The organism is Brucella sp. MAB-22 (assembly GCF_025908475.1).
Classification (GTDB): Bacteria; Pseudomonadota; Alphaproteobacteria; order Rhizobiales; family Rhizobiaceae; genus Brucella; species Brucella anthropi.
Genome location: NZ_CP109782.1, coordinates 404,422 through 419,047 on the forward strand (window position 1 = coordinate 404,422; position 14,626 = coordinate 419,047).

Genomic DNA, 14,626 nt, shown 5'->3' on the forward strand with positions numbered 1-14,626 from the left:
TTCCGCAGCCCTTTTACTATATTAATCGAGGGACTTCAGGTTACGCTCGATGGCTTCGCGCTTTCCTTCGAGGAAAGGTGGAAGCGACAGGCTCTCGCCAAGGCTTTCAAGTGGTTCATCAACAGCGAAACCCGGCCCATCGGTAGCGATTTCGAACAGGATACCGTTCGGCTCGCGGAAGTAGAGCGAGCGGAAATAGTAACGTTCCACTTCGCCGCTTGACGGCATGCGCACGGACCTCAGACGGTCGACCCATTCCTGCATGCTTTCCTGATCCGGCGTGCGGAAGGCCACATGGTGCACGGCGCCCGCACCCTGCCATGCGGTCGGCAGGTTCGGCTGTACCGCGACATGCAGTTCGGCGGCAGCACCGCCCGGCCCCATGGAGAAGACATGGACATGGCCTTCGCCGTCAGGCGAAGCGTAATCGCCGGTCTGGCGCATGTTCATGACCTTTTCCAGAATGATCTGGGTCGGTGCGAGTTCGGGAACGCTAAGCGTAATCGGTCCGAGACCTCTGATCTGCCTTTCCGCAGGCACGGGACTCCGGTCCCAGCTATGTGCCTCACCCGCGCCGCCATCATCGGTCAGGCGCAAGCGCTGCCCTTCCGGGTCTTCGATGTCGAGAACAGCCCGTCCCGCGACCTCGAAAATATCGCCCGTCTGAACGCCTTTGTCGTTCAGGTGCTTTCGCCACCAATCGAGACTTTCGACACCGTTCACACGCAAACCAGTGCGGGCGACGCTGTTGGTGCCGCGCTGTTCGCGCTGTACCGGCCAGTCGAAAAAGGTGATGTCCGTGCCGGGCGAAGCCAGCCCGTCTGCGTAGAACAGATGGTAGGCGCTGGTGTCGTCCTGATTGACGGTTTTCTTGACGAGCCGAAGCCCGAGCGTGTCGGTATAGAAGCGCCGGTTGCCGGGCGCATCGGCGGTAATGGCTGTCAGATGGTGCAGCCCTGTCAGTTCCAATGCCATAATGTGCCTCCTTCAGAAACGGAGTTGCTGTTGGGGGATATATCGGTCTGGGCTGATCGTGAGGAAAGTATCACCTGTTGAACAGTGTGTAACCCATAAGCCGCAATCGCCTTGCGTTCCGACAACGGTGGATAATTGGGGCTTGGCAGAAGGTTTCAGGTAAAGAATATATTAACCCTCAAAGTTCGGGTGTAATACCAAAACTAGATGAGTTTGACCCATCGAGTTTTGGTTAAGCCTGTGCGGCGATTGAGCATTTTCAGGGCGTGATGCGTCAGCATCTCAGCGCCCTCGTATAAGAGACCTGCTGGCGTAGCGTTGAGGGAGTTTGGTTTTGCGGCGCGTTTTTTCTCGGACTGCCCCTGCGTTGCTTGTTCTTCTGTCTGTGCTTGCCGGTTGCGCCAGCCGGCCTGAAGGCGTGCTTATCCCGGTCGGCGATGTCGCTTCGCCCGGTACGACGAAGGTGAATCTTGTCGTTGCCACCACGCGCCGTCCGTCTGATAATCCCGGCATTCTTTTCTCCGGCGAACGCGACAAGCTCGTGTCGCTCAACGAGATCGTTGTGTCCATTCCGCCGGAAAAGAACCGCAAGGCGGGTGAAGTGCAGTGGCCCAAGAAGCTGCCGCCCAATCCGCAGAAGGATTTCACCACCGTCAGCGTGACACCGGTCAAGACCGATGTGGAAATGGCAGGCTGGGTCCGCCCGCATCTGACTAAAAGCCGCCGCGTAATGGTGTTCGTGCACGGCTTCAACAATACGTTCGAGGATTCGGTCTATCGCTTTGCGCAGATCGTGCACGATTCCGGTGCCGATGTTGCACCGGTGATCTTTACCTGGCCATCGCGCGCCAGTGTTTTCGACTACAACTACGACAAGGAAAGTACCAATTATTCCCGCGATGCGCTGGAACAAATCTTGCGCGCCATCGCACGCGAGCCAGAGGTCAAGGATATCACTGTCATGGCCCATTCGATGGGCAGCTGGTTGACGGTCGAGGCTCTGCGGCAGATGGCGATCCGCGACGGTCGCGTCAATGCCAAGATAACGGATGTCATTCTGGCATCGCCCGATCTCGACGTCGATGTGTTCTCGAAGCAGTTCCTTGCCATGGGCAAGCAACATCCACGCTTCACGTTGTTCACGTCGCGGGATGACAAGGCGCTTGCATTGTCACGGCGCATTTCGGGCAATATCGACCGCCTCGGCCAGATCGATCCGTCAATCGAGCCTTATCGCTCCGAGCTGGAAAAAGCAGGCATCACGGTTATCGACCTGACACAGTTGAAGGCGGGTGACCGTCTCAACCATGGCAAGTTTGCTGCAAGTCCGGAAGTCGTGCAGCTGATCGGTCAGCGCCTTGTCGCAGGCCAGACCATCACGGATTCGCAGGTTGGCCTCGGTGATCGTCTGGGGGCGGTGGCGATGGGCACGGCACAGGGTGTCGGCACGGCTGCCTCGCTGGTGGTAACGGCGCCGATTGCCGTGTTTGATCCGAACACGCGCAAAACCTATGACGAGCAGATTGACCGTTTCGGTCGCGCTGTCGGCAATACGGTTGGCGCGGTAACTACCCCCACGCAGTAAAGTATGCCGACAGCGTTCTTTTCTCTGCAGTTGTCATATTTGAGCTGACGCTGTAGGACTCGCGGCCAACAAATTCGGGCCGCGAGGAGGACCTCATGCAGATCATCCGCACCATTGAGGAATTGCGTCAGGTTTTGGCACCAGCAAGGCGGGCGGGAAAACGCATCGGCTTCGTGCCGACCATGGGCTACCTCCATAAAGGCCATCTTGAACTGGTTCACCGCTCCAGAGCGGAAAATGACGTGACTGTCGTGTCCATCTTCGTCAATCCGTTGCAATTCGGCGCGAATGAAGACCTCGACAAATATCCGCGCGATCTGGAACGGGATGCGGCTCTGTTGCACAGAGCGGATGTCGATTATCTTTTCGCGCCAGCGGTCAGCGACATGTATCCGCAGCCGATGCAGACGGTGGTGGATGTGCCAACCCTCGGCAACCAGATGGAAGGCGAGGCACGTCCCGGTCATTTCGCCGGTGTCGCAACGGTGGTGAACAAGCTTTTCAACATCGTCGGCGCGGACGCCGCCTATTTCGGCGAAAAGGATTTTCAGCAACTCGTCATCATCCGCCGCATGGTGGAGGACATGGCTATTCCGGTGCGCGTTGTCGGTGTTGAAACGGTGCGCGAGGAAGACGGGCTCGCCTGTTCGTCCCGCAATGTCTATCTGTCGCCGGAGCAGCGCGCCGCCGCCATCATCGTACCGAAGGCACTCGATGAGGCCGAGCGACTTTATCGGTCCGGCGTGGATGATCCCGATGCGCTGGAAGCGGCAATTCGCACTTTCATTGCCACGGAACCGCTGGCGACGCCGGAAGTGGTGGCGCTGCGTGACCCCGAAACGTTGGAACGCCTGACGGCAGTGCAGGGGCGTCCGGTGCTCGTCGCGCTGTTCGTGCGGCTCGGCACGACGCGGCTCCTCGATAATCGCGTGATCGCGCATGTCGCGCAGGAACAGGCGGCCTGAGATGAGCGCATCCGTTAAACAGAAGCGACTGACGCCGAAGGCCATTTCGGCCCTCAAGGGCGAGCGCCCGATTGTCAGCCTCACCGCCTATACGACACCGATTGCGCGTCTGCTCGATCCGCATTGCGATCTGCTGCTTGTCGGCGACTCTCTCGGCATGGTGCTTTACGGCATGGAATCCACCCTTGCTGTCACGCTCGACATGATGATCGCCCATGGGCAGGCGGTGATGCGCGGGGCCGAGACGGCCTGTGTCATCGTCGACATGCCGTTCGGTTCCTATCAGGAATCAAAGGAACAGGCGTTCCGCAGTGCGGCTCGTGTGATGCAGGAAACCGGCTGCGACGGCGTCAAGCTCGAAGGCGGCGAGGAAATGGCCGAAACGGTCGCATTCCTCGTCAAGCGGGGCATTCCGGTATTCGGTCATGTCGGGCTGATGCCACAACAGGTTAACACGGTCGGCGGCTTCCGCTCGCTCGGACGCGGCGACGAGGAAGCCGACCGGATTCGCCGCGATGCACAGGCCATTGCCGATGCCGGTGCTTTCGCGCTGGTCATTGAAGGCACCGTGGAACCGCTGGCGCGCGAGATCACCGCATCGCTCGCCATTCCGACGGTTGGCATTGGGGCTTCGGCTGCCTGTGATGGACAAATACTGGTTTCAGACGACATGCTGGGGCTGTTTCAGGATTTCACGCCGCGTTTCGTGAAGCGTTTTGCGCAATTGGCGCCGCAGATTTCCGATGCAGCCAAAGCCTATGCCGAAGAGGTGCAGGCGCGTGCATTTCCGGGGCCGGAGCATGTTTTCGGCGCGAAACCCAAGGGCTGAATAGCAAAACCTGTGCCGTATGGCGGTAGCGCCTTGTATTTATTCGTCAATCGCGTTCAATGTCGGGACTGTTTTCCGGAGTTGCCGTGACCGACGATATTGCCCATACCGAACTGATTGCCGTGCTGACGGCTGTGACCAGCGAACAGCCGCGCGTCATGACTGTGCGGCAGGGACAAGCTTTACCGTCGGGTCCGTTCGAAAGCGAGCATCGTTCTCTGCAATCGGGTCTGCGCGCCTGGGTGCAGTCGGAAACCGCACATCCGGTCGGTTATCTGGAGCAGCTTTATACTTTTGCCGACCGTGACCGCCATGCGCAGGGTGAGCGCATCATCTCGATCAGCTATCTCGGTCTTGTGCGGGAAAGCGATGCGGCGGCGGGGCAGGCGGGCTGGCGCGGCTGGTATGATTATCTGCCGTGGGAAGATCACCGTCAGGGCGAACCGGCTATCATGGAGCATCTCAACAATGCGCTGCTTGTCTGGGCCTATCGGGCCGAAACGCCGGAGCTGACAGCGCAGCGCATGCGGCGCATCGCTTTCACCTTCGGCTTTGAGAGCGGAGAGTGGAGCGGGCGCTGGAACGAAGACCTTGTACTGCAACGTTATGAGCTGCTGTTCGAAGCTGGTCTGGTGGCCGAGGCCGGAATGAAGGAAGACGAGAACGGCCGCTCCATGTTTGCCGATCATCGCCGTATCCTTGCCACGGCAATTGCGCGACTGCGTGCCAAGATCAAATACCGCCCGGTGGTGTTCGAGTTGATGCCCGACAGTTTTACGCTTTTGCAATTGCAGCGCACCGTCGAGGCGTTGGCCGGCTTGCGCCTGCACAAGCAGAATTTCCGCCGCCTGATCGAACAGCAGGATCTCGTCGAGGAAACCGGCGAAAGCGACAGCGAAACCGGCGGTCGCCCGGCAAAACTGTTCCGTTTCCGCTACTCGATTGTCGAGGAACGCGCCCTTTCCGAGCGCCATCTGGCTGGTGCCAAGCTGCCAATCTCTCGCGATTGACAATATGCTCGAATCGAGTATAACTTCGCAAACATGAAATACTCAAGTTGAGTATAATGGATGCACTCGGGAGATCACCCATGAACGATCATGTTTCCGTCTCGCAACTCTATGATCGCGTGGCCAAAGTCCTGCCGAAGGCGGAGTGGCTGGGCTTCGAGGATGACGTTGCGGCGATCCTCGAACTGAAGAAAAAGCGCAATGCGGTTATCCTTGCGCATAATTACCAGACACCGGAAATCTTCCACTGCGTGGCCGATATTGTCGGCGACAGTCTAGCGCTGGCGCGCAAGGCTGCGGAGGTCGATGCCGATGTGATCGTGCTGGCGGGCGTACATTTCATGGCCGAGACGGCCAAGCTGCTCAATCCAGGCAAGACAGTGCTGATCCCGGATATGGGGGCGGGCTGTTCGCTGGCTGACAGCATCACGCCGGAAGATGTGGCGTTGCTGCGGGAAGCGCATCCCGGCGTGCCGATCATCACCTATGTCAATACATCTGCTGCCGTTAAGGCGGCATCCGATATTTGCTGCACCTCCGGCAATGCCAAAAAAGTGGTGGAGTCGCTCGGCGTGCCGCGCGTGCTGATGATCCCCGATGAGTTTCTGGCGCAGAATGTGGCGCGCGAAACCGATGTCGAAATTCTCGCCTGGCATGGCCATTGTGAGGTGCATGAACGCTTCACCCCTGACGATATTCGCGAATTGCGTGAGAGCCACCCCGGTGTGGTGGTTCTGGCCCATCCCGAATGCCCGCCGGACGTGGTGGAAGCTGCCGATTTCGCCGGGTCCACGGCGGTCATGTCGGATTATGTCGGCGAGAAAAAGCCGCAGCGTGTCGTGCTTTTGACCGAATGCTCGATGAGCGACAATGTTGCTGTCGATCACCCGGATGTTGAGTTCATCCGCCCGTGCAATCTCTGCCCGCATATGAAGCGGATCACGCTTGCCAATATTCGCGATGCGCTGGAAAACAATCGCCATGAAGTGACAGTCGAGGCAGCACTGATGGAGCCTGCCCGCCGCGCCGTCGAGCGGATGCTGGCGGTATGACTACGACCCCGGTCCTCGTCATTGGCAGCGGTCTTGCCGGTCTGATGACGGCGCTGACGCTATCTCCGCAGCCGGTGTTGCTGGTGACAGCGGGAAGCCTCGGCCTGTCTGGTTCCAGCATGCTGGCGCAAGGCGGTATTGCTGCAAGTGTTGGTGCTGATGACAGCGCGGCGCTGCATCTGGCCGATACGATTGCGGCTGGCGACGGCCTGTGTGACATGGGCGTGGCTGCTGAAATCATAGCGGCAGGCGCGGACGTCGTTGCTGCGCTGGAAGTGCATGGCGTGCACTTCGATCGCAAGGCGGACGGGTCATTTTCACTCGGTCTGGAAGCTGCCCATAACCGCCATCGCATCGTGCATGTGGATGGCGATGCGACGGGGGCGGGCATCATGCGCGCTTTAACCGCAAAGGTTCTGGTAACGCCTTCGATCACTGTTCTGGAAAACACCCGCGCCCTTCGGCTCATCCGGCAGGATGGCCGTGTGGTCGGTGCCTGTCTTGAAAATCTTGGCCCGGTTGCAGCAACCGCCGTGGTGCTGGCAACGGGCGGGATCGGCGGACTTTATAAGGCAACAACCACGCCGCTTGGCAATCTCGGCCAAGGTGCCGCTCTGGCAGGCCGCGCTGGCGCTGTGCTTGCCGATATGGAATTCGTACAGTTCCACCCGACCGCGCTTGGCGTGTCTGCGCCGCGTCTGCCGCTGGTCAGCGAGGCGGTGCGCGGGGAGGGTGCGCATCTGGTCAATGATCGCGGTGAACGCTTCATAGCCGATATTCCGGGTCGCGAACTTGCGCCCCGTGATGTGGTCGCACGCGCTATCGGCAGCGAGATTGCACAAGGGCGCAAGGTCTATCTGGATGCGCGCGCGGCTCTGGGTGCGCGTTTTGCAACCCGGTTTCCCGGTATCGATGCGCTTTGCAAACAGCATGGCATTGATCCGTCCGGTGATCTGATCCCGGTCAGACCGGCCACGCATTACCATATGGGCGGGATCAGGACCGACGCCGACGGGCGCAGCAGTCTGCCGGGTCTGTGGGCTGTGGGCGAAGCGGCCTGCACCGGCCTGCACGGCGCCAACCGGCTGGCCAGCAATTCGCTGCTTGAAGCTGCCGCCATGGGGCTGCGCGCCGCCCGCGCCCTCTCAAATGAAGACGCCGTCGACGCGCGGCATCCCGTGCCGTTCAGCCTGCCACAGAGTGCCGATCCCGAACCGGTGCGGCGCATCGTTTCCAGCCATCTTGGCCTGCTGCGTGATGAAGAAGGTTTGCGCTCTGCAATCACCACCCTTCTCCCCCTCGCGGAGACCGACGATGCCGCAGCCGTGGCGCTGGTCGCTGTGGTTGCGGCATATGAACGGCGCGAGTCGCGTGGCAGTCATGCCCGCACCGACTATCCCGCCAAAATTGCGGCTCCAGTCCGCAGTTTTTTCACTTTTTCGGCAGCTTTCGCACTGGCTCGTGAAATTGCCGCGCCTCACCCTGTTACAAGGACTGCATGATGAACCTGCCGCGCTTGTCTCCGCTCGTCGTCGAACCGCTGGTGCGCGCTGCACTTCTGGAAGATCTGGGGCTTGCTGGCGACATCACCAGCAATGCGGTGGTGCCGGAAGAGCACCGCTCGGCCATGCTGTTCAGCCTGCGCCAGCCGGGCGTCATCGCCGGGCTGGACGTGGCCGAAATGGCGTTTCGTCTGGTCGATCCGGATGTCACATTCGAACGTCTGGCGCGGGACGGTCAGTCTCTTGAAAAAGGGGCGGATGTCGCCCGCGTTTCCGGCTCCTCCCGCTCCATTCTGGCGGGTGAGCGGACCGCGCTTAATTTTCTTGGTCACCTCTCCGGCATTGCCACGGCAACGGCCAATCTGGTCAAGGCGGTTCAGGGCACAAAGGCTTCCATCGTCTGCACGCGCAAGACGACGCCCGGTCTGCGTGCCTTGCAGAAATATGCAGTCCGGGCAGGCGGCGGCATGAACCATCGTTTCGCGCTCTATGATGCGGTGCTCATCAAGGACAATCACATTGCAGTCGCTGGCAGCGTGCACGAGGCTATCGAACGCGCCAAGGCCGGTGCTGGTCACATGGTCAAGATCGAGGTCGAGGTCGATACGCTGCAACAGCTCGAGGAGGCGATGGCCATTGGTGTGGACGCTGTATTGCTCGACAATATGTCGCCTGCGCAATTGCGCGAGGCGGTCTCGATTATCGACGGTCGCGCCATTTCCGAAGCCTCGGGCGGCATCACACCGGAAACGGTGGCGGCAGTCGCGGCCAGCGGCGTTGATCTGATTTCAGTCGGCTGGACCACGCACAGCGCGCCAAATCTCGATATCGGGCTCGATTTTGAACTGAATAGATGAGGCTTTACGTCTTGTGTGGACAGGCGCAATATCTCCCACATAGGCAATGTCCAAACGTGTTTCGCTGTGAAAGCTAGTCCACCGCTAAGGGTTAGGTCTCGCACATTCATGGCGTAAACTGCATCCATACTCGCGCAAGAATCCTACACGCAAAAACATGATTGAACAATTCATGTTTTCATGTCACACAATGACTGACTGATAGTCAGTCATGAGTCGTGCGGTGGTTCTGCAACTTGCTTGTGTGCGTGCCGGTTGCCGGATCGCCGTCACGGCTCAAAGCGGCATGGCCGCAGAAAGTTTGATGGATATCGAGCAGGAGGGAAGCGTGATGCTTCACCATACGGAAAATTGGCCTTACGTGGTCACCTTGTCGAATGGCGCATCGACCTTGGAAGAAACGCGTGAATTCTTTGATGTCTGGAATCGGTGGCTTGATGAGGGAAAGCCCTTCATCACGATTCGCCGTTTTCTGGACGAGGATGCACTTGCGCATCCCGAAGGTTCGGCACGGGAAGTGAAACAATGGTTGCAGCAGAATGCGCAGCGTATTCGCGAACAGGTGCTGGGAATGGTGAACATCGTTCCGGAATCTGTTTATGAACAGGCAAGCCGCATGGATGCAGAAAAGCTGTTTCGCGTCCCCGCGGGCACATTCTCCAATGTCGATGCGGCGCTGCATTGGCTGGAAGATCGGGTCATTCGACCAAATCAGCTTGATTTTGACAGGGCGGCGATCCGGGATAAATTGGCAGCGACCTGAAGTTTTGGAGATTGATTTGCCTTCCACTGCCATCAAGCCCAAGCCCCGCACCAAACCAGCGGAAATACGTCGCGACGAGCTGATGGCTGCAGCCGAAGCCCTCTTCCTCGAAAAGGGCTTCGCGGCGACAAGCGTGGATGAAATCGTGCGTCTGGCGGATGTTGCCAAAGGTACGTTCTATCTGCATTTTCGCAGCAAGGACGACATCCTGCTTGCCTTGCGGGAGCGATTTGTCGATGGGTTCTGCGAGCGATTGGAGCGCCAACTCGGTCTACTTCCCGCCGACGACTGGCAGGGAAAACTGGCTGCATGGGCCGAGACCGGAATTGCCGGCTATCTCGACAACTACAAACTCCACGACATGGTGTTCCATGATTTTCACCCGCCCATGCGTCGCATGAAGCAGGAAAATCCGGCAATCGTCCGGCTCGATGCATTGTTGACCGACGGTAATGCTGCAGGCGTATGGAAAATCGCCGATACGCGTTTGACGGCTGTACTTCTGTTCAATGCGCTGCACGGTGCGGTCGATGAGATTATCTCCAACCCGGATATGATGGATCGTGCCGAGATGGTCGCCGGTGTGAAGACGTTTTTCCTGCAGGCGGTGCGATCTCAATAAGTACAGTTAAAGAAAAAGGGAGGCCGACGCCTCCCTCTATTCATTTTTCAGCGCTTGTGGCAGGGGTTACTTTTCAACAAAAGCCTTTTCGATGACGTAATGTCCGGCTTCGCTCTGGCTGCCTTCCTTGAAGCCGCGTTCTTCCAGAATCTGCTTGGTTTCGGCCAGCATTTCCGGGCTGCCGCAGAGCATCATGCGGTCGTCATCGTGGTTGAATTCCGGCAGACCAATATCGGCAAAGAGCTGACCCGAACGAATGAGGTCGGTCAGGCGGCCACGATTCTTGTAAGGCTCACGTGTGACGGTCGGATAGTAGATGAGCTGGTTCTTGACCATTTCGCCGAGGAATTCATCCTGCGGCAATTCATTGGCGATGAAGTCCGTATAGGCAAGCTCTGCCACCTGACGTACGCCATGAACGAGAATAATCTTCTCGAAACGTTCATAGGCCTCCAGATCGCGGATGATCGACAGGAATGGCGCGAGACCGGTGCCGGTCGAAAGCAACCAGAGATTTTTTCCGGGCTTCAGATTGTCATAGAGCAGCGTGCCGACCGGCTTCTTGGACAGGATGATCTGGTCACCAACCTTCAGGTGCTGGAGCTTTGAGGTCAATGGACCGTTCGGCACCTTGATCGAGAAGAATTCCAGACCGTCTTCGTAAAGGCTCGAGGCAATCGAATAGGCGCGTGTGAGCGGCTTGCCGTTCACTTCCAGGCCCATCATGATGAACTGGCCGCTCTGGAAGCGAAAACCGGGGTCGCGCGTCGTGCGGAAGGAAAACAGCGTGTCGGTCCAGTGATGGATGTCGGTGACGGTTTCCTGATTGAAGTTGCTGCTCATTTTCGGAACTGTCTCTGTCTTGCTCCAGCACCGCTTGGGAGGACGGCGCCTATGGAATGGATTGGTCGGTTCGGTTTCTATCGGTCATTGCTGCATTTTGCCCGCAGTCGTGCAGCTCCGTGGAGACTGCATCCGCTGCGGGCAAAACGCCTTGATCACAATCAATGTAAGCGCGTCATGCTGCCTTCAGGGTGGCTTCCGCGAATTCGTAATTGGCCAGCTTGTCGAGGAAATTCGTTACATAGTCAGGCCGACGATTACGGAAATCGAGATAATAGCTATGCTCCCAGACATCAAGCCCTAATAGTGCCTTGCCTTCGCCTGTTGCCAGCGGGTTGGAGCCATTTGGCGTCTTGGTGACCTTCAGCTTGCCGTCATTGGCCAGAACCAGCCATGCCCAGCCCGAGCCGAACTGCCCGACGGCCGCAGCCTTGAAGGCTTCCTTGAACTGGTCGACGCTACCGAAATCCTCGACGATCTTCTTTTCCAGAGCGCCAGGCAGGCGACCACCGGTTGCCGACAGGTTCTGCCAGAACAGATCGTGGTTCCAATGCTGGCCGGCATTGTTGAACACGGGAGCTAGATCAGCCTTATCCTTGGCGAAGAGGACGATTTCTTCGAGCGACTTGCCCTTGAGCGCGTCATTTTTCTCCACGAAACCGTTGAGTGCCGTCACATAGGCCTGATGGTGCTTGCCGTGGTGCAGCTCAAGCGTTTCCGTGCCCATTCCGACGCCTTCAAGTGCGTTGGTTGCAAAGGGAAGTGGTGGCAAAGTGAAGCTCATTTTAAAACTCCTGATCGCTTGAGCATAATCACCGTTCAGCATCCTGAGGATCTATCCCGGTGTGGACTCTGGCTTTGACGAAAGCCGGTTTGAATATTGAAAATTCAGAATTATCTTGCTTCGACAGGCCTGATCACCTATTTAACAAGATAATCCTTCTTTAAATAGAAAATGGCACATATGTCAAGGAATGACTTTCTAAATACCGATGAATTGGGAGCACGTTCTCCCGCGGAGAGGATCATGCTCTCGCTCAAGATGCGGGGAGCGCAAACCGCCGCGACCATCGGGGAACATTTGGGAACCACAGGTGAGGCCGTTCGCCAACAGCTCGTGCGTCTGGCAGAGGAAGGGCTTGTTTCCTCACATTCCGTGTCCCAAGGCGTTGGCCGCCCTTCGTTGTTCTGGGATCTGACCGAAGCCGGTAACAAACGTTTCCCCGATACGCATGCTGATCTGACAGTTCAGCTTCTTCATTCGGTGCGTACCATTCTTGGTGACGATGCGCTGGACACGCTGATCGCCCATCGCGAGACCGAGACGCGCCGTCAATATCAGACGCGGCTGAAGGATTTGTCGCTCGACCAGCGAGTGAAGGAACTTGCCGACATTCGTTCCGCCGAAGGCTACATGGCTGATGCCGAAAAGCGGGACGATGGTTCCTGGCTGCTCATCGAAAATCATTGTCCTATCTGCGCCGCTGCAGATGCCTGTCAGGGCTTCTGCAGATCAGAGCTTCAGGTGTTCAGGGCCGTGCTTGGCCCTGATGTTTCTGTAAACCGCACTGAACATATTCTGGCCGGTGCGCGGCGCTGTGCTTACGTTATTGCGCCGACCGCCTAACCATCCTTTTAGCACTATGCCGGTTGCGGCTGTCTCGCGCTGCGGACCAGAGCGAGTGCCGACACGAATGCCAGTGCAGACAGAATGGCAAAGCCGGAGAATAGCCAAAGTGCGGCATGTGCAGTGCCGGTAAAGCCGCCGGGATTGGTGAGACCAGCCATATTGGCAACCATTCCTGCAAGTGCTGCGCCAAGGGCGGTCGTGAAAAGCTGCACCATGGTCACGGATGCGGAAGCCAGATTCTGATCCTCTGCGTCGGCACGCTTGAAAATGCGGGTCAGCAGGTGCGGCCATGTCAGGCCAACGCCAAAACCGATGACGGCCAGCGCGATACAGATCGGCAGCAGATCGTACCAATGTCCTTCGCTGCCAGCCGGAATGAGAACGGCCAGCGTAACCATGCCCGCCACGCCCATAACGGGGGCGGCCAGAATGACACGGTCGGTGCGCCCGGCGGCAACCCCTGACGATCCGATGGAACCAAGTGTCCAGCTGCCGCCCATGATGGCTGCCAGATAGCCCGCAACAAGCGGTGACTGGTTGTGCAGCACCTGAAAGAACAGCGGTACGAAGACTTCGGAACTGGTGACGGATGCGCTGAGGAAGGCGAGGGTCAGATAAAGCGCGCCGAGTTTCTGGATGCTGAACGAGCCTTTCGGCAGAATGCGCCTGCTGGCTTTCTTTTCGACGGCTGCGAGGAGAAGCAGCAGAATAATGGCAAGCGCGACGCCTCCGGCATTGAACGCCAGTTCGGATGAAATACTTCCAGCAGAAACGGCGAGGACTGCAGCGGTCAAAAGGATGAGCTGTGGCCAGGCAAGCCGGTCATTGCTGGCGGCGGAGCCGGATTCACGCGGCAGCACCGTCATAGCCATGATGGTGAACACAGCAATCACCGGCGCGAGCGACCAGAAGGCGGCGCGCCAGATGCCAAGCTCTGCAAAAACGCCGCCGATGGCAGGGCCGACAAGTGTGGCCACGCCCCACATACCGGAAACGAGGCCAATGGCGCGTGGCCACAATGCTTCGTCAAAAACGATGCGGATCATGGAATAGGAAAGGGCGAGCATCATGCCGCCGCCAAGACCCTGTATGGCTCGCCCCGCCAGCATGACAGGCATAGATGGAGCCAGACCACAGGTCAGGGTTCCGGCAGCGAAGATTACCGCCGCAATCAGATAAGCGCTGCGCGGGCCTGCCTGGGAAAGCAGGCGCGGCACGAGAGCCGAGCCGAGAATGGATGCAGTCACGAACAGCGCCGTGTTCCACGCATAATAGTCCATGCCGCCAATGTCGGCGACGACCGTTGGCAGAATGGTTGTAGCGATGAACACGTTGATGGCATGAAGCGCGACACCGCCGACAAGCGTCAGCGAGACGATAGCGTTTCTGCCTGCGAACAGGTCTCCCCAACCGGCGGTCGGCTTCTGATCCTGCATTTGATTTTCCTTTGACTGTCATCGTGCGGGCGAAAGTCTGAATGAGGTCGCCCCGAACATGGAGAAAATGGCTACGCCCGCGGCTGTAATTTGTCAAGCAAATGCTTGTTTAATTAATTTGATGATACTTCTGGGATTGTAGCGAGCCCTATTGGCCGGCAGAAGCCATTTGTCCGGGCAAAGACTTTCAATGAAAACGGCAGGGCAAGGGGTAGCGCATGTCTCCCGAAAGCGGGAACCGGTTTCGGGAGACATGCGTAAAAACAAACAGATAGAGCGGTTCCAACGACTTCTTATCAACCGGAACCGCTCTAGAAGAGGGGAGGGGTTCAAATTCCTGCAGAAAGCTCTATATGAAGCTCACCTGCTGAAGGTCGGGAAGTAATCCGCGATAGCTTGTGGGGAATTTTTTTCCCGATAATGCTGTGGCGGATTTGTGTTTCTGTCACAAGCTTCCTATAAGCCTTCGAATAATTTGGGAAACCACCTGTGTGTTTCCTCAACTTGGCAAGCCAGCCTTGCTGGCGAGGCCAGATTTCCCCTTTGGACGACCCGGA

Annotated in this window: 14 protein-coding genes; 10 read left to right on the top strand and 4 right to left on the bottom strand. The window is 58.1% G+C overall.

The features are described 5' to 3' along the window. Nucleotides 1-21 precede the first annotated feature (21 nt). Nucleotides 22-975, bottom strand: a complete 954-nt coding sequence (locus tag OHI65_RS11400) for a ring-cleaving dioxygenase (protein ID WP_012090716.1) — start codon at nt 973-975, stop codon at nt 22-24. A gap of 328 nt (nt 976-1,303) precedes the next feature. Between OHI65_RS11400 and OHI65_RS11405 the strand changes: the two genes are divergently transcribed. From OHI65_RS11405 to OHI65_RS11445, 9 genes are all read left to right on the top strand, one after another. Further along, complete coding sequence (locus tag OHI65_RS11405) at nt 1,304-2,560, top strand: alpha/beta hydrolase (protein WP_041544929.1); 1,257 nt, start codon at nt 1,304-1,306, stop codon at nt 2,558-2,560. A gap of 95 nt (nt 2,561-2,655) precedes the next feature. After that, nucleotides 2,656-3,525: a pantoate--beta-alanine ligase gene (panC, locus tag OHI65_RS11410; protein ID WP_094514795.1), complete on the top strand. Its 870-nt coding sequence runs from the start codon at nt 2,656-2,658 to the stop codon at nt 3,523-3,525. A 1-nt stretch (nt 3,526) separates the two neighbouring features. Beyond that, on the top strand, nt 3,527-4,354 hold the full coding sequence (panB, locus tag OHI65_RS11415) for a 3-methyl-2-oxobutanoate hydroxymethyltransferase (RefSeq protein ID WP_264358873.1): 828 nt from the start codon (nt 3,527-3,529) through the stop codon (nt 4,352-4,354). Nucleotides 4,355-4,413: 59 nt separating this feature from the next. Continuing rightward, complete coding sequence (locus OHI65_RS11420; RefSeq protein ID WP_264358874.1) at nt 4,414-5,364, top strand: NUDIX hydrolase; 951 nt, start codon at nt 4,414-4,416, stop codon at nt 5,362-5,364. Nucleotides 5,365-5,444: 80 nt separating this feature from the next. Beyond that, entirely contained in the window at nt 5,445-6,416 is a 972-nt protein-coding gene (nadA, locus tag OHI65_RS11425; RefSeq protein ID WP_010658251.1) for a quinolinate synthase NadA, read from the top strand. Beyond that, the gene (locus OHI65_RS11430; protein WP_264358875.1) at nt 6,413-7,918 is read left to right on the top strand and encodes an L-aspartate oxidase; all 1,506 of its coding nucleotides are present in this window, start codon (nt 6,413-6,415) and stop codon (nt 7,916-7,918) included. Before nadA ends, OHI65_RS11430 begins: the two co-directional genes overlap by 4 nt. Next, the gene (nadC, locus tag OHI65_RS11435; protein ID WP_264359155.1) at nt 7,918-8,775 is read left to right on the top strand and encodes a carboxylating nicotinate-nucleotide diphosphorylase; all 858 of its coding nucleotides are present in this window, start codon (nt 7,918-7,920) and stop codon (nt 8,773-8,775) included. The genes OHI65_RS11430 and nadC overlap by 1 nt, the downstream gene beginning before the upstream one ends. 211 nt (nt 8,776-8,986) lie before the next feature. After that, on the top strand, nt 8,987-9,538 hold the full coding sequence (locus tag OHI65_RS11440) for a hypothetical protein (RefSeq protein ID WP_264358876.1): 552 nt from the start codon (nt 8,987-8,989) through the stop codon (nt 9,536-9,538). Nucleotides 9,539-9,554: 16 nt separating this feature from the next. Beyond that, nucleotides 9,555-10,160, top strand: coding sequence for a TetR/AcrR family transcriptional regulator (locus OHI65_RS11445; RefSeq protein ID WP_235824242.1), 606 nt, complete (start codon nt 9,555-9,557; stop codon nt 10,158-10,160). 66 nt (nt 10,161-10,226) lie between these two features. On the opposite strand, the gene OHI65_RS11450 is transcribed toward OHI65_RS11445, so the two are convergent. After that, nucleotides 10,227-11,003: a ferredoxin--NADP reductase gene (locus OHI65_RS11450; RefSeq protein ID WP_010658256.1), complete on the bottom strand. Its 777-nt coding sequence runs from the start codon at nt 11,001-11,003 to the stop codon at nt 10,227-10,229. Between the two features lie 175 nt (nt 11,004-11,178). After that, complete coding sequence (locus OHI65_RS11455) at nt 11,179-11,787, bottom strand: superoxide dismutase (protein ID WP_029925699.1); 609 nt, start codon at nt 11,785-11,787, stop codon at nt 11,179-11,181. 243 nt (nt 11,788-12,030) lie between these two features. Here OHI65_RS11455 and OHI65_RS11460 point away from each other — a divergent pair, with 243 nt between their 5' ends. Further along, nucleotides 12,031-12,630, top strand: a complete 600-nt coding sequence (locus tag OHI65_RS11460) for a helix-turn-helix transcriptional regulator (RefSeq protein ID WP_012090727.1) — start codon at nt 12,031-12,033, stop codon at nt 12,628-12,630. 14 nt (nt 12,631-12,644) lie between these two features. Here the strand turns inward: OHI65_RS11460 and OHI65_RS11465 are convergent, their stop codons facing one another. Then, on the bottom strand, nt 12,645-14,069 hold the full coding sequence (locus OHI65_RS11465) for an MFS transporter (protein ID WP_094514801.1): 1,425 nt from the start codon (nt 14,067-14,069) through the stop codon (nt 12,645-12,647). Nucleotides 14,070-14,626 lie beyond the last annotated feature (557 nt).